Raw genomic sequence first — 16,018 nt, forward strand, 5'->3', positions numbered from 1 at the left:
TTCTTTTGCGAATAAGGTGTTATAGGATATTAAATTGAATTTTAAAGGTGGTTCCTTTTCCGGGAGTGCTATCGATCATGATCTGCCCATTTTGCGATTCCACCTGCGTTTTTACGAGAAACAGCCCGACTCCGTGCGCATCTTTGTGACCGTGGAAAGTTTTATATAAGCCAAAAATTTTATTGCCGTGGAGGCTGAGGTCGATGCCTAACCCGTTGTCTGAAAATTCCAGGACACAATTTTTATCTTCGGTATAGTAAGTGGCGATCCGGATTAAAGGAGGCCTGTCAGGATGCTTGTATTTCAGTGAATTACTAAGCAGGTTCATCACGATACTTTCCATATACAATTTCGGGAACAGGACGGTGGGTACGTCGAACGATAAAGAAACAACGGCTTGGTTCCTCCTGATTTCAGAATCGAGCGTAGACAACACCTGGCGGGTGATCTGCTCAAAATCAATAAGTTCCGGTGTCACCGGGCTTTCTTTTATCTTTATGGCTTCGGAAAGATCGTTTAATGTGCCGTTTAAGCCGTCAGAAACTTTTTTTATGTTTTCAAAGATCCTTACATTCTCGCCGGCAAGACTATCTTCATCCACGAAGCTGGTCAGAAGAGATATGTTGCTTGCATGATTCCGAATGTTATGGGATAGGATATGGGTAAAACCTTTTAATTGCTGGTTGCTTTTAGTCAGCAGGTCCAGTGACCGGTGCAGGGCCAGTTCATTCGTTTTATATTTGTCGATGTCCATAAAAACGCCCCTCATTTTACAAGGCGTACCAGCAGCATCGTAAACCACTTCCCCCAGCGACCGTGCCCATATGACCGATTGGTCGCTGGTAATTATTTGGAGTTCAATGTCCCATTTAGTTCCGTCTTTTAATGCTTTTGCTATCACGTCCTTTACACGTTTCTTTGACTGTTCGGGAAAGAAATCAAACGGATCGGTAGCATTAATATCATGATCATAGGGCAGGCCATAGATATCATAAACGGCCTTAGACCATGCTCTTTTCCGGGTTATAAGGTCTAACTCCCAACCGCCAAGACGACCGATCCGCCCGGCTTCGCTTAGCAGGAATTCGCTGGCCGCCAGTTTCTCTTCGGCTACCTTTCGCTCGTTTATTTCATACGCTAACTGGTCGACCGTGCGAAGCGAATAAACGACAGGCAATATTTTGTATAGCGCATAAACAGTGACCAATGACACTATGCCGGTGAACAATCTTATGAGGGCACTTAACCGGTATGCCGGCCACCAGAAGATGATAGCATCGATCAAATGAGTGGTGCCGCATAAAACAATAAAAGCGATAAACAACCACACGATCTTCGGAAACGGCATATCCGGCCTGCGCCTGATCATCCGGAATAATAGCAGGGGGATCGCAAAATAAGATGCCCAGATCAATAGGTCCGATACGATATATAACCAGCCATGGAAATCGGTCCAGCTACCGCAATGCCAGCGTGGCGGCCAGTTATCTGTATTAAGCAGGCCGGAGATGAATTCAACCGCTTGTGCCGGTATTCCGGCTGTTTCCTTATGTACTGACTTGTTTTGCAAATGGCACAAAGAATCGCAAAGCGCTTTTTCAGCAGGTTCCCGGGAGGCATTAACCGCCATAAATGGTGAAAATTCTTAAATGGTGTGACGGTGTGTCTTCCCCTGCGACAAACCGTTCTCTTAGTTCGAATTGGGGTGGCTAAAGATAGTAATTACAGTGAGTAAATAAAGAGTAGCGGGATCTCGTTTCTCAGGAGAATCGGTTGCCGGTCTTTCCGGATCCCCGGATCAGCAGCCATAGGCCAGCCCTGCTTCATACAGGCACATCGGCAGGTAGCCGAAAGGAAAAATTACCGGTTTAACGGGACTCGTTATTTAAATAGAAGGCCAGCTTCGGGTGCAAATCGTCAGGTTTGAATGGCTTAGGCGTGAATTATTCAAAGGCTTCTATCCATTTCCCGGCGTCCTGTAAATCAGTGAAATATTGTGTAGTAATAAAAAGGCTAGCCCGGCACTTTGTGTGAAGCGCCGAAATCAGCATTCCACGCTGCCTAATAACAGCTATGTTTTTAAATATTTAATAATCAGCATGTTTAACTTATTTAACCTATCTTTGCCGGAATCACGCATACGCTTATTTCGTTGCTCTCACTTTCTGATATTATGCTCTACGGGGATATGATGTACCTTGATCTTTTTTCTCCCGCGATAGCGTCAGCCTTTGGACCTTCCTATGTTTACATAATTTATCCTGCACGTGCACGTGAATAACTCATTTTCGCGGTCAGCAAGGATCGAAGCCGCATTCAAGACGCCCCTGCTGCGCTATGGGCTTATAGTCATCCTTATCGTCTTCTTATTTACCGGGTGCTTCTACCTTTCCCTTTATTTTACCCGGGCGCAAGCGCTCCAAAATGACGTAGACCGGCTGGTGGCCGTTCGCGAGGGTTCAGAGCTCGTTGACAGCGGCATCGTCGCCCTGGGAGGCGCCGACAAAAGTATAGCCCTTTACATGGCAACCGGCGATTCGGTTTACCTGCGGCAGTATCGTTCCAAAATCGGGATCGTTTATTCAGTTCTCAGGCCGTTGAATCCCGGCAAGGGGTCTACCTTTTTTGGCGGCCCGGGAGAAAGGCATTCCAAACCTGCGACGGTTTACTCCCATATGGTAAGCTTAATAAGCCGCCTCGAAACAGCCAGTCCTGTCTTTCAACAGAAAGCGCACCCGACTCCGGCTTCTTATTACCAGGATGCAGCCGTAGCGGCCGGCATTAGCGATACCATTCACCTGCTAATATCAAGCCTCCAGGCTTATAAGAAACAGCAGCAGGGATACTTGTATAAACGCAAAGATGAGCTTCGCGGAACGCTCACTATGGCGTTTTCGGAATTTTCCCGCTTATCGCTGTTTACGGTGCTGGTGCTAACCATCCTGATCGTTACCCTGCTGTATAATATCTGGAAGATTTTCCATAACGAAAAAGCACTGGTGACTTACAGCCAGCAAGCCAGCCGGTATGCCGATGCTAAAAGCAGCTTCCTGGCGGGAATGAGTCACGAGATCCGTACGCCGCTAAATTCCATCATTGGCTTTGCCGAACAGCTGGAACAGGAATCCCTACCGCCCGGTTCAGCTGAGCAGGTAAGGGCGATCCGGAGCTCGTCGGACATGTTGCTGGAAGTGGTGAACCAGATCCTGGATTTTTCCAAGTATGAAACGGGTAAAATGAATATCGGCCATTCCCCGTTCCGTCCCTCGGAAGTGCTTAAAGAGGTAATTGACACCATGCGCATCCTGGCAGACAAAAAGGGTATCGTGCTGGGCCACGAGCTCTCGTTTGATCGCCGTCTTTGCCTGGAGGGTGATGCATTCCGGCTGAAACAAGTACTGATAAACCTGCTGAGCAATGCCATAAAATTTACGAACAAGGGTGAGGTCAGGCTCAAAGCGTGGGCCGGCGTGGCTGACGACCACACGGTAGTATACGCTGAAGTGAAAGATTCGGGGATCGGTATCGATAAACAGCATATGGCCCTGATATTTAATGAGTTTTCACAGGTTGGTGCAGCCCAGAGCGAGAAACAGAGAGGGACCGGGCTTGGGCTGGCCATCTGTAAAAAGATCGTAGAGCTACAACATGGAGCTATACAGGTGAAGAGTGCGCCCGGCAAGGGTTCCGTATTTAGTTTCCACATTCCGTATAACAGGGTGGAAGACAGCCCATGCATACCCGGAAGCGGTTCGGAATCTCCCGACCTGGGACAGCAGCTACGGGATAAACATATCCTTCTTGCAGAGGACAATAAAATGAGCGCCTTACTGGCCATAACCATCCTGAAAAAATGGAAAATGACCTGTGATGTAGCCGCCAATGGGGTGGAGGCGCTCGCTTTATTTGGAAAGAATGTATACGACCTGGTTTTAACGGATATAGAAATGCCTGAGATGGGGGGCGTGGAGCTGGTGAAGGAGATAAGGGTGTCGAATGACCTGGATAAAGCGACGACCCCGGTACTGGCCCTTACGGCACATGTAATGAAGGATGATCACGATCAATACCTGGATTCAGGTATCAATGACATCGCGGTAAAGCCGCTGCTGGAGCGCGACCTGGTAGAAAAGATCGCACACTGCCTTGAAAAACATGGGAGTCGTAAGTGATCGGGGAGAAGACAGGTATCCATAATAAGGGTACCTAAAACAACGGGAGCCGTCCCTGGCAGGACAGCTCCCGTATTGTAGTGAATAAGCTATTACTTATTTGATCTCGATCTGGCGGCTCACAGATTTGGCCTCTTCTTTCTTGGCCACGTCAATTTTCAATACCCCGTCTTCGTAGGCGGCCGTGATCCGTTCATGATCAGCCTGCTCAGGCAGGGTAAAGGAGCGCACGAACGAGCTGTAGCTGTATTCCCGTTTGCTGAATTTACGGTCGCCGGAGGTATTCTCATGAGCCCGTTCCACGGAGATGGTGAGCACATTCCGGTCCATATTGAGTTTAAAATCCTGTTTTTTGAGGCCTGGTGCGGCAAGCTCGATGTGGTAGTTGTCGGCCGACTCGCTAATGTTTACCGCAGGTACGCGGGTAACCAGGCGGTCAGAAAAAAAGGTGTCGTTAAAAACCGATTCGAAAACGTCATTAAAGCCTGGCAGTAATGCGTTATTCCGTTTGTCGCTGTTAAATTTAACCAATGTCATGGCTGATTCTCCTTAAACTATTTCTTTAAAAATCATTAACACATTAATTCATTAAATTTTCGGATGGCCATCCGAGGGAAATAAACAACACCTATGCCAAACCGGCTCCTGGCAGAACGGGTGCGAAAAACTGCAAAAACTGCAGTGAACCTGCAAAAAATTCAGCCGCGGGAGGTCAAATTTTCAGCTTGGATCCCGGCTGCAGGTGAACCTGCCGCAATACCGCAAACGGGGATGAACATGTCAAGGGTGACCCTGGATTAGCTTTTACCTTAGGGGATTCAAGAAGCACATCTTTTTACAGCTGATTTCAGCCCTTTTTCTTATTTTCCCTTCCCAACCCGGTCACAATGGTCCTTTGCCTCACAAGAATCTCCGCTTTCCTGCTGCTGTCCTTACTGGTACAGCCCGCATTCGCTCAAAAAAAACCGCTTGTCGTTTCGGTCGATAATCTCCCGGCATACGGGCTCGTCCTCGACCGCGGCTGGCGCTTCAATGCCGCCGACAGGCGCGAATTTGCCCGGCCGGATCTCGACGACAGTCGCTGGGACACCATAAATCCCGTTTCCATGGTTCATAAGCTGCCGCAGCTCAAGGGTTTGAAGGTAGGTTGGCTGCGGCTGCACTTCCGGGTGAACGATTCGCTGACCGGGCGATCGCTGGTGCTTCAAGCCTACCAAACCTGCGCATCAGAGGTCTATCTTGACGGGAAGCTGATCAGGCGGTTTGGGAAGGTGAGCGCGGAACCTGACCGCCAAATGGTCGGCGGCGCGAATGCGCTTCCTGACGAGTTTATCCTTACGCCCGGCGACCACGTAATGGCGGTACGGTTCGCCGTATGGCCGGGTGCCTTTGCCCTGAAGTGGGGGAACACGTTAATGGCTATTACCGTCACCTCCCTGCATGGCTTCGCCATCACTTTGAAACAAAACGTGCTAGGCGGCTACCTGTATATGTTCGTGGCATCGGTTTGCTTTTTACTTTGCCTGCTTCACCTTTCGTTCTACCGGTATGACCCGACGAAACGGGCCAATCTTTATTTTTCGGCATATACCCTGGCGAGTACCTTCGGCTTTGCGATATGGGGCTTGTTCTGGCAATTGGAAAGTGCGCCTGAAGAATTGTTGATGATGACGCTATCATCCCAGGCAATAATATTATCGACCGTATTCCTGGTAGAAGCGCTGATCAGTCTCTACGCGTTCCGGCTGCGCCGGGCCCGCCAGGTATTCTGGACCCTGTTCGCCGTTAGCGCAGTGTTGGTGGTTTTCAACGCGAATGCCCTCTGCCTGGGTATCCCGGTACTGTTCTTCGAGGGTGTGCTTACCTGGCTTACCATTAAAGCGATGCGCGAAAAACGGCGCGGTGCAGGCATTATCGCCGTTGCATTCGCGGCATCTATCCTGTTCCTGGTTGCGGGTATCGCCATCGTGGTCTTCGACATTAACACATCTAACCTGCTCTGGACCGCAGTTTGGGCAGGTATCTTCCTCTGTCCCGCGATAGGCATTTCACTGTATTTGTCGCGTGAATTCGCGCTCGACAGTAAATCGCTCCGCGAGAAACTCCTCGAGGTAGAGAAGCTTTCCGCCCGTACGCTCGTACAGGAACAGGAAAAGCAGCAGCTGCTGGCCTCGCAGAACGAGCGGCTGGAGTTACTGGTGAGCAAACGTACGGACGAATTGAGCAAGTCGCTCGACAACCTGAGGGCCACACAAAACCAGCTTATTCAATCGGAAAAAATGGCCTCGCTGGGCGAACTGACGGCGGGTATCGCCCACGAGATCCAGAACCCGCTGAACTTTGTGAACAACTTCGCGGAAGTGAGCGTCGAGTTACTTGGGGAACTGAAAGAGGAAGCCGGAGCGGGAAATACGGCGGATGTGATCGCTATCGCCGATGACCTGCAGCAAAATCTCGGTAAGATCAGCCACCATGGCAGGCGTGCGGATAACATCGTAAAAGGGATGCTGCAGCACTCGCGGACGAGTTCAGGGGCTAAAGAACAGACCGACCTGAACGCCCTGGCCGACGAATACCTGCGTTTGAGCTATCATGGCCTGCGGGCGAAAGACAAGTCGTTCAATGCACAACTGGTGACGGGTTTTGATCCTGAACTGCCGGTAGTGAACGTAATTGCGCAGGATATCGGGCGGGTACTGCTCAATCTTTTTAACAATGCGTTCCAGGCGGTGGGGGAACGGTTGGCGAAGGAGCACGATGGTTATCAACCGAAAGTGGAAGTTCATACGAAGCGTACGGAAAACGGCATAGAGATCTTGGTAAGAGACAATGGACCGGGTATCCCGGAAGGCATCCGTGACAAGATATTTCAACCCTTTTTCACTACGAAGCCGGCCGGTGAAGGCACCGGGTTAGGATTGTCGTTAAGTTATGATATCGTAACCAAGATGCACGGCGGCGCGTTAACGGTAGTTTCGGAGGAAGGGAAGTTTACGGAGTTTGCGGTGATGCTGCCGGGATAAGCTCCGTCATGCTGATGTTTATTATTAATGCGCCCTTACCCGAGCCGGTCCCGTCGGCGCCGGAATCATGTAGCTTGCAGGCCGGTTAAGTAGATCACACCGCTAGATGTTATATATACGTGTAAGCAAAGCGATACGCAATTAATACAAGATGTATGAATAAAAAGACATGAGTCCCCGGCATGCTATCATTCCTATACGGAATATTTTAGAAATCGCGAATGGCATGTAATTGGCAGGTATAGTTATAATTTTAACCCCACGTATCTATTAACCCCAATACATCTATTATAATACCATGGCAACTAAGAAAACCACAAAAGCATCTGCCGGAGTTACAAGAACCCCCGAGGCGGAAAGCGCGCTTAAAGAACTATTCGTCGACGAGCTTAAAGATATCCTTTGGGCAGAAAAGCACCTGGTGAGTGCGTTAAAGAAGATGGCTAAAGAAGCTACTTTATCCGAGCTGAAAGATGCGTTCACCACGCACGTAGCACAAACCGAAGGACAGATCGCCCGGCTTGAACGGGTTTTCGAATCAGTAGGCGAGAAAGCCGCCGCCAAGAAGTGCGAAGCGATGGCCGGCCTGATCAAGGAAGCTGAAGGCATTATCGAAGATACCGAAAAAGGTACCGAAGTACGTGACGCCGGTCTTATTTCCGCCGCCCAGAAGGTAGAGCATTACGAGATCGCTTCCTACGGAACCTTAAGAACATTAGCCCGAACACTTGGTTTCTCCGATGCACAGGCGCTTCTGGAAGAAACGCTGGCTGAAGAGAAAGATACAGACTCACTGCTTACCGGCATAGCCGAAGGGTCCGTAAATGAGGCCGCACTGTCAGAAACGGAGTAAACCGTTTTTAACTAAGTTCAGAAAAGGACCATTGTAACAGGTGGTCCTTTTTCGTAAACGAGAACGTCATGAAAGCAAAACCTAAACCTCATTCATATTTCTACCGTAACGGCCTTACGATCATATTCGGCAGTATTTTCCTGATCACGCTTATCGCCCAGGCATTTACGGGGTGGAAAGAACATAACCAGGAGCTTACCGAAGAACACGGAAACAGCATTGCGTTTAGCACCTACCTGGCCAGCGGTCATTTTATTTCTGCCACATTCGAGAACTTCCAGAGCGAGTTCCTGCAGATGGCCCTATACGTGGTATTAACGGTCGGTTTGCGCCAGAAAGGTTCCGCGGAATCTAAAAAGCTCGACGAGGAGGAGGAAGTGGACCGGGAACCCAAACCCTCGCCCGATGCGCCCTGGCCGGTGAGAAAGGGAGGCTGGATCCTTAAGTTATATAGCCAGTCATTATCGATCTGTTTTTTTGTCCTGTTCTTTGTAAGCTGGGCACTACACTTGTATGGCAGCTGGCAGGATCATAATGTGAACCAGTTATTAAAACATTTACCACATGAGAGTATACTAACTTTCCTTTCAGAACCGACATTCTGGTTTGAAACCTTTCAAAACTGGCAAAGCGAGTTCTTATCGGTAGCATCAATTGTTTGGCTTACCATTTATCTCAGGCAGAAAGGCTCGCCGGAATCAAAACCGGTAGACGCCCCACATATGGAAACCGGTAAATAAAGATCGTTATGCCTTTGCCAGTCTAAACTTTTCCGCCGCCTTGCGCTTCGTAAATCTGCCCGGTAGAATAGCTTGCATCGCTGGCCGCCAGCTGTACATAGATGGATGCGAGTTCTGCGGGTTGGCCCGGCCTTCCTAACGCGGTGTTCCCCCCGAATTCTTTGAGCTTCTCCATCGTTGCTCCGCCGCTTACCTGCAGGGGCGTCCAGATAGGTCCCGGAGCCACGCCATTTACGCGGATGCCTTTGGGCGCCAGTTGCTTACCCAACGATTTGGCGTAGTTGGCGTTTGCGGCTTTCGTTTGGGCGTAGTCGAACAAATCGGCGGTCGGTTGTTCAGCCTGTTCCGAGGTGGTAATAATAATAGCAGCCCCAGGCTTAAGATGCGGCAATGCCGCTTTCGTGATCCAGAAGGGGGCGTAAATATTCGTCTTCATGGTCCAGTCGAATTGTTCGGTGGAAATGTCGAGAATAGAAGCGTGGGTTTGCTGTCTTGCTGCGTTATTCACCAGGATATCCAGCCCCCCAAGCTCGCGCACCGCGGTTTCGACCAATTTTTGGCAAAAGGCCTCGTTACGGATGTCGCCGGGTATAGCTATCGCTTTACGGCCGGCCTTTTTGATCAGTTGAATTACTTCCTGCGCATCGGGCTCCTCCTCCGGAAGGTAATTAATGGCTACATCCGCACCTTCCCGTGCATAAGCGATGGCGGCGGCACGGCCCATACCAGAATCGCCGCCCGTAATAAGCGCTTTGCGCCCGGCCAGGCGACCGCTTCCTTTATAGCTGGTCTCCCCGTGATCGGGTCTCGGGTCCATTTTTCCCGCCAGTGCCGGCCAGGGCTGGGTCTGAGCTTTGAAAGGAGGACGCGGGTATTTCATTGAGGGATCCTCCAAAGCACGGGCCGCACTTAAAGAGTTTGTAGTATCGTTTGCAACAGCAAGCGAGGGCAGGCTGACCGCAGCCAGGCTGAGACTTAACCCGCCGATAGCCTGTCGGCGGCTGATTTTTTGATCTTCCATATAGTTCTCCATTCGGTAATTGTATCAATAGTTCGTGCCCGGTACCGGTTCCAGATTCCAGCCATCGTTTTTAATACAAAAAATTCATCGGGGAAGTTTTAGGGAGTTGAAAAAATGTAGCCGTTAATGCTGTTCAATCCTCGCAGGCAGCAGCCCTCTACATGTTGGTTGGCACACCTGGTAATAAACTTTTAAGGGTTTGTGTTGTTATGTACGTGATCCACCATTCCCCGAAAACATCTGTTTGGCTTAATAGCGACTAAGAGACCATCATTATGGATACTGATTCTTTGCACGAATTATTCACGTTCAAATCAATTTTTGAAGGCTTGGAGGATGCGGTCATATGCCACGATCTGGATCAGAACATAAGCAATTGGAACCCTGCTGCAGAGCGTCTCTTCGGATATACAAAAAAAGAAATGATGGGCAAAACCATTTTTTCGTTAATGTCGCCGGAGTACCACACGGAGCAGGAACAAATGATTAAAGATCTGCTCCAGGGCGGTGCCGTAAATCACTTTTATACCGTTCGGAGGGCACGAACAGGTAAGCAGATACCGGTATTCCTGACACTTTCGCCTATTCGCGATAAAAATGAAAACATCATCGGTGTGTCGCAGATCGTCCGTAATGTTACCAAAGAAAAAGAGACGGAACAGCAGCAGGCCGTATGGTCGGCAATAATAGAGGGATCTGAGGATGCCGTTATAAGTAAGACGCTGGACGGAATTATTATCACCTGGAACAAGGGCGCAGAAAATATTTTCGGTTATACGGAGAAGGAGGCTATAGGTAAGCACATTTCGTTATTGATAGCACCCGACCGGCTTGCAGAAGAGGACCGCATCATTGCGAGTATTAAAAGAGGGGAGAAAGTAGACCATTATCAGACAGTAAGGATTCGCAAGGACGGTGCCGAGCTGCAGGTATCGTTAACCGTGTCTCCGATTCGCGACGGCGACGGCGAGATCATTGGCGCTTCCAAGATAGCCCGCGATATTACGGCCTACATCCAGGCAGAACAAGCGCTTGAAAAAAAAGCGAAGCAGCTATTGATCCTTAATTCGATAGGTAAAAATATCAGCGAGAAGTTAGATGTAAATGCCATTTTGCAAAAAGTCACTGATGCTACCACTAACCTTACAGGTGCCGCTTTCGGGGCGTTCTTCTATAATAAGGTCAACAGTGAAGGAGAATCTTACATGCTGTATACCTTGTCAGGTGTGCCACGCGAAGCATTCGCCGAATTCCCGATGCCCCGCAACACTGCGGTGTTCCATGCTACTTTTAGCGGAGAGGGCGTGGTAAGGGCAGATGATATTACAAAAGACCCAAGGTATGGGAAAAACGACCCGCACTTCGGCATGCCCAAAGGTCACTTGCCGGTGGTTAGCTACCTGGCGGTGCCTGTCTTATCCTCTTCCGGCACTGTTATCGGCGGGTTGTTTTTCGGACATCCTCAACCAGGCGTATTTTTGGAAGAGCACGAGGATATGGTAGTGAACGTTGCTTCCCAGGCAGCCATAGCCCTGGACAACTCCAAGCTGTTTGAAGAAGTTTCGGAACTTAGCAGAAAGAAGGACGAATTTATCGCTCTTGCTGCCCACGAATTAAAAACGCCGCTAACCTCGATGAGCGGTTTTCTCCAGATTCTTCAAAAAAACGACCTGGAGGGCATAAATAAGATGTTCGTCGAAAAGTCGGTCCGCCAACTGGAAAAGCTTACCGTACTTGTTAATGATCTTTTTGATATCTCGAAGGTACAGGCAGGGAAGCTGCAATTCAATTTCGAGCTATTTGATCTTTCCTTACTTATCGAAGAGATCTGTGAGACTTTCAAACATTCCGTACCCGGGCGTGAATTTATAACCGTTTTAGAGCCGCGGCTCATCGTAAAAGGCGACAAAATGAGGATGGAACAGGTAATTACCAACCTGGTTGCCAATGCGGTTAAATATGCACCCGGTTCGCCGAAAATCGATATAACTGCGGCTGGCAAACAAAATGAAATAATTGTTTGTGTTAAAGATTACGGTCCGGGAATCAGCAGGGAAAACCAGGCTTATATATTTACCCAGTTCTACAGGGTGACGAACGACGAGCACCATGTTTCAGGTTTAGGCCTCGGTCTTTATATCACCAGGGAGATCATCAAGCGCCATGGCGGCAGAATTTGGGTAGAAAGTGAGCCGGGAAATGGTGCATCATTCATATTTGCCGTTCCCCAGGCATAATAATTGTTACGGTTGAATAACCCAATTTATTTTATGCGCGGTAAAGTAGTGTATGTTTTAGAAGATGATGCTGACATCAGCGACCTTATAGCCTATATATTATGCGAAGCGGGCTATAACGTGGAGCAGTGTGGAACTGTACGTAAATTTAATGAAGTGGTCACCAGGAGCTTGCCGGACATTTTTATCCTCGACGTCCTCTTGCCTGACGGAAACGGCCTGGAAATATGTAAGCAGCTGAGAACAGACCCGGTAACTCGCAACATCCCTGTATTAATGATGTCGGCCAATAAAACCAGGCGGGATATAGAGTCGTTCGGGTGCGCCGTGGATTTTATAAGCAAACCGTTTAATATTGATCATTTCCGGCAGAGGGTGGATCAATACGTATAATACGCTCCGGATTATATAAGGGCTACCTGGACGGCAGGTTCGGCCCTGCCGGGGAAGCTCTCATGGCATAAATTGAGTCGACGATAAATTCCGTAAACCCCCTCCATGGTAAAGTATGATGGTATTCTTTGTAATGAAGGTCGAAATCTTTGCCTGAATTTTTCATCAGGATATCTGCTATCCGGGCATCGCTTACGGAGAATTTAAATTCATAGGATTGCACGGATCCGGGAGCCCCGGAACGCAACCCGTTCTGTATTAATTTACCTTCATTAGTTTTAAATATATTGCCTTTACGCACCAGGTAGTTTAGCTGGCCGGATTTGACGCCTTCACCAAAGACATAGTAATAACGGTAATATATGATCGCGCTCAATATCACGACCAATACCAACCCTGCAATCCAGGCAACTTTTTTCATGTGCAGTAATTTATAGTGCAACTCACGGAATTCCCTGTAAGAATAGTATGATGCGCTCTTTTGTTTGAGTGATAATATAAACAGAGACCTATCGCGTTTATTTCATTACTATTATACCCGGGGCGGTCGCTATTCCTGCATTCGCCGATAACGGCGTTAACCCGCTTGTTTCAGGAATTGCCTGCGTTGCATGATCTTCTGAACCAGCATCCTGAGCTTGGATCTATAATCCTGGTGAAGCCATTCGGTGTAATTCTTGGTAACCCGGCCCAGGCATTTGGCGTACTGTTTCACCCGCCAGCCGATCTCCTTATCCAGTTCATCCGTAAGCAAAAACGCTTCACTGACCGTATCGCTGTTATCCGCGCACATCAGCGCATGCTGACGGATAGAATCCCTGATCACGATCCTGGGTTTTATTCCGTTATCTACAGCATCCTGGTAAGCCTGCTGGATGTCGAAACTTAGCTGCAGGCTATTCGGAAATTTGGTCCGCATATCTGAAGGGAGGTTATGCGACTCAAATCCCGTTTTGCTGTGCAGGGCCTCATAGAATGCTTCAGGATGACGAAATACCTGGTGCCAGTCGATAGGATCGCTCCACGCGCCGAAACGATCGTGGTTGTTGCCCAGGTCGATAATGTTAAACGTTTTCTTTTGCGGCAGCCGCCTGGAGCCTCTCCCGATCATCTGGTGGTAAAGCGTAAGCGAGGTAGTGGCCCGGTTAAGGATCACTGTTTGTACCGTAGGCTCATCAAAGCCGGTGGTAAGTATAGATACGGATGTTAAAATAGCGCCCTTCGTCTTTTTGAACCATTTAAGGATTTCCGCACGCGCTGCTGCCGGCGTATGGTTATCCAGGTGTCTTACCGGGTAACCGGCGTCTTCAAACAATTTACATACGTTCCGGGAAGTGAAGATACCGTTGTTAAAGATCAGCGTTTTCCTTTTTTTGGAATGCGACTCATAGGCGTGTAAGAGCAGCTCGAGCATGGCAGGCGAAGAATATAATTCATCGGAAGTACTTACCGTGAAGTCGCCATTCAGTCCTGTTTTGAGTGTATTCAACTCTACGTCGTAGCGCCAGGTTTTCGGTTTAGCAAGGAAACCCTGTTCGATCAGCGAACCGATATTTTCGCCAACGATCAGCTCGTCGTAATTTTTATACATCGGCCGGTTAATATCAGAACTGAACGGCGTTGCGGTAACCCCGATCACCGCTGCGCCTGTAAACCTGCCAAGCAGTTTGTGGAACGAGTTATGATGCGCCTCGTCGATGATCACCAGGCCCACATCGTTTGTAGTAAATAATCCTTCCCTGATCCTGTTTTTCAGGGTTTCGACCATGGCGACATAGCACTGGTGTTTTTCGCGCCCGCTTATCACTTTTACCTGGCTGTTGATCACTTTATTGGTGATACCCAGGTTTTTTAGCGTAGCCGATGTTTGATTGCACAACTCCACCCGGTGGGTAAGAACGACCACTTTCCGTTGATACTGTCTGATAAACCGGTCGGCTATTGCCGAAAAGATCCGGGTTTTCCCGCCGCCGGTAGGTAACTGGTATAACAAGCGGCGGTTTCCTGCACAGCGCTCCAGTGTATCAAATAACGTGTTAATGTCTGTTTCCTGGTAACCATACAGGCTGGAGTCTTTTACTACATTGAGGTTGTTGTGCTGTTCCATTTACCGCTTAAAGCTTATTCGGGCGATAACTAGCAAAAAGACTGCCAATGAGCCGGCACGACATCGTTAAATAGATGTTTAACCATTGATAAAAATATTATTATTCTTAAAACATTTACCCGCAATAATCTTTCTTAGTCAGCAGGCATCTGTAAAATACTTATCTATCACTTAACCTAAAACTCAACATGGCCGAACTGGAAGTTCAACCCAAGCGCTCAGGATCCTGGTGGATCTGGCTCTTACTCGCATTGATTGCGCTGGCGATCTTATTTTTTCTTTTTAAAGGCTGCAACACCGGTACTACCGCTACCGGGTCAGGCGATTCTATACAGGCAGACAGCAGCGGAGTGGTAGCCGCAACCGGTCCCAATTGGGATAACGTCGATTTCAATTCTCCCGCAACCTCGTATGAGGAGGTGACCGATGCCGATATCGTGGTAACCGGTAACGACCGGTATACGATCTATTCCCTGGGCGAAAACATCCTGTTCGGACCTGATCAGTCTACGCTGCAGCCTGGTGCTGAAGCTAAGCTGAAGATGGTCGCTACCTCCCTTGAAAGACGATTTAAAGGCGCTTCGATCGGGGTTTACGGAAGTGCTGATTCCACAGGGACTAAAGGCCACAACCTGGCGATCGGCGCGGAACGTGCTGAGGCGGTGAAGAACTGGCTTACCCGAAACGGGGTAACGGCCGACAAAATCTCCGTGCACTCGCTGGGCGAATCTGAACCGGTAAGCAGCAACGCTACCGCATCGGGAAGAAAACAAAACAGGAACGTACAGATCGTAGCCTTTTCGGAAGGCACAAACCAATAAACAAATATGGAAGAGCATGTAACAAATAATCCCCGCCTGGAAGAACTGGGCGGGAGCGATTTCGAGATCAAAGACGGACAGCCCGACGTACGCGGCTGGGAAGTAAAAGATGAAACAGGAATGAAAATCGGCGATGTCGAAGACCTGCTGTTTGATCCTTCATCACGCAAGGTCCGTTACCTGGTGGTAGATACGGATGAAAGCGACCTCGAGCGGCCTGACGACAATAACCTCGTGCTCATCCCTATCGGGCTGGCCGAACTGCATGAAAGCGAAGACGAGGTTATCCTTCCGGGAATATTGCCGGAACAACTAGTGGCATTGCCGCCCTATGAGGCGGGAAACGTAACACCTGTTTTTGAGGCGCAAACCCGCAGCATCCTGATCGGAGCGGCAGTAGGGGATACGCTGGCGCACATCGACGATGACTTTTATAGTCACACGCACTTTGATGAAGAAAAGTTCTATGGTTCACGAATGGCCAACGTGCCGGTAGAGGAGAACTTTGAAAACGATGCCGCCATGGCAAATGAAGAAACGATCATCATCCCCGAACCGGAAGAAGGGGAGCCCTCACCACAGGAAAGGTATCCAAACTCCGCCCAGGAGCGTGACGAAGATAAAAAAGACCTATTTTAATCAATCTGTTTT

The 16,018-nt window shown here is 49.0% G+C and carries 13 protein-coding genes; 8 read left to right on the top strand and 5 right to left on the bottom strand.

The window, feature by feature from the left end:
- Positions 1-19: 19 nt before the first annotated feature.
- Positions 20-1,570, bottom strand: a complete 1,551-nt coding sequence (locus GS398_RS15210; RefSeq protein ID WP_160907632.1) for a sensor histidine kinase — start codon at positions 1,568-1,570, stop codon at positions 20-22.
- 703 nt (positions 1,571-2,273) lie between these two features.
- Between GS398_RS15210 and GS398_RS22525 the strand changes: the two genes are divergently transcribed.
- Positions 2,274-4,172 carry an ATP-binding protein gene (locus GS398_RS22525; RefSeq protein WP_160907633.1) on the top strand — a complete coding sequence of 633 codons (1,899 nt, stop codon included), beginning with the start codon at positions 2,274-2,276 and terminating at the stop codon, positions 4,170-4,172.
- A gap of 96 nt (positions 4,173-4,268) precedes the next feature.
- On the opposite strand, the gene GS398_RS15220 is transcribed toward GS398_RS22525, so the two are convergent.
- Positions 4,269-4,709: an Hsp20/alpha crystallin family protein gene (locus GS398_RS15220; protein ID WP_160907634.1), complete on the bottom strand. Its 441-nt coding sequence runs from the start codon at positions 4,707-4,709 to the stop codon at positions 4,269-4,271.
- 350 nt (positions 4,710-5,059) lie between these two features.
- Between GS398_RS15220 and GS398_RS22530 the strand changes: the two genes are divergently transcribed.
- The 3 genes from GS398_RS22530 to GS398_RS15235 all read left to right on the top strand — a co-directional run bounded on the left by GS398_RS22530 (position 5,060) and on the right by GS398_RS15235 (position 8,788).
- On the top strand, positions 5,060-7,195 hold the full coding sequence (locus GS398_RS22530; protein WP_237488209.1) for an ATP-binding protein: 2,136 nt from the start codon (positions 5,060-5,062) through the stop codon (positions 7,193-7,195).
- 298 nt (positions 7,196-7,493) lie between these two features.
- Positions 7,494-8,048 carry a YciE/YciF ferroxidase family protein gene (locus GS398_RS15230; RefSeq protein WP_160907635.1) on the top strand — a complete coding sequence of 185 codons (555 nt, stop codon included), beginning with the start codon at positions 7,494-7,496 and terminating at the stop codon, positions 8,046-8,048.
- 68 nt (positions 8,049-8,116) lie between these two features.
- Positions 8,117-8,788 carry a DUF6766 family protein gene (locus GS398_RS15235; protein WP_160907636.1) on the top strand — a complete coding sequence of 224 codons (672 nt, stop codon included), beginning with the start codon at positions 8,117-8,119 and terminating at the stop codon, positions 8,786-8,788.
- A gap of 22 nt (positions 8,789-8,810) precedes the next feature.
- Here the strand turns inward: GS398_RS15235 and GS398_RS15240 are convergent, their stop codons facing one another.
- On the bottom strand, positions 8,811-9,809 hold the full coding sequence (locus GS398_RS15240) for an SDR family oxidoreductase (protein WP_160907637.1): 999 nt from the start codon (positions 9,807-9,809) through the stop codon (positions 8,811-8,813).
- 275 nt (positions 9,810-10,084) lie between these two features.
- On the opposite strand from GS398_RS15240, the gene GS398_RS15245 reads away from it, so the two are divergent.
- Both GS398_RS15245 and GS398_RS15250 read left to right on the top strand, forming a co-directional pair.
- A complete protein-coding gene (locus GS398_RS15245) occupies positions 10,085-12,046 on the top strand; it encodes a sensor histidine kinase (RefSeq protein ID WP_160907638.1) in 1,962 nt (653 codons plus the stop codon).
- A 33-nt stretch (positions 12,047-12,079) separates the two neighbouring features.
- Entirely contained in the window at positions 12,080-12,439 is a 360-nt protein-coding gene (locus GS398_RS15250; protein WP_160907639.1) for a response regulator, read from the top strand.
- 22 nt (positions 12,440-12,461) lie between these two features.
- Here the strand turns inward: GS398_RS15250 and GS398_RS15255 are convergent, their stop codons facing one another.
- Both GS398_RS15255 and GS398_RS15260 read right to left on the bottom strand, forming a co-directional pair.
- The gene (locus GS398_RS15255; protein WP_160907640.1) at positions 12,462-12,860 is read right to left on the bottom strand and encodes a hypothetical protein; all 399 of its coding nucleotides are present in this window, start codon (positions 12,858-12,860) and stop codon (positions 12,462-12,464) included.
- Positions 12,861-13,016: 156 nt separating this feature from the next.
- Positions 13,017-14,546 carry a DEAD/DEAH box helicase gene (locus GS398_RS15260; protein WP_160907641.1) on the bottom strand — a complete coding sequence of 510 codons (1,530 nt, stop codon included), beginning with the start codon at positions 14,544-14,546 and terminating at the stop codon, positions 13,017-13,019.
- 188 nt (positions 14,547-14,734) lie between these two features.
- Between GS398_RS15260 and GS398_RS15265 the strand changes: the two genes are divergently transcribed.
- Positions 14,735-15,367, top strand: a complete 633-nt coding sequence (locus GS398_RS15265; protein ID WP_160907642.1) for an OmpA family protein — start codon at positions 14,735-14,737, stop codon at positions 15,365-15,367.
- Positions 15,368-15,373: 6 nt separating this feature from the next.
- Entirely contained in the window at positions 15,374-16,006 is a 633-nt protein-coding gene (locus GS398_RS15270; RefSeq protein ID WP_160907643.1) for a PRC-barrel domain-containing protein, read from the top strand.
- Positions 16,007-16,018 lie beyond the last annotated feature (12 nt).

The sequence above is a fragment of the Hufsiella ginkgonis genome (assembly GCF_009834915.1).
Taxonomy (GTDB): domain Bacteria; phylum Bacteroidota; class Bacteroidia; order Sphingobacteriales; family Sphingobacteriaceae; genus Hufsiella; species Hufsiella ginkgonis.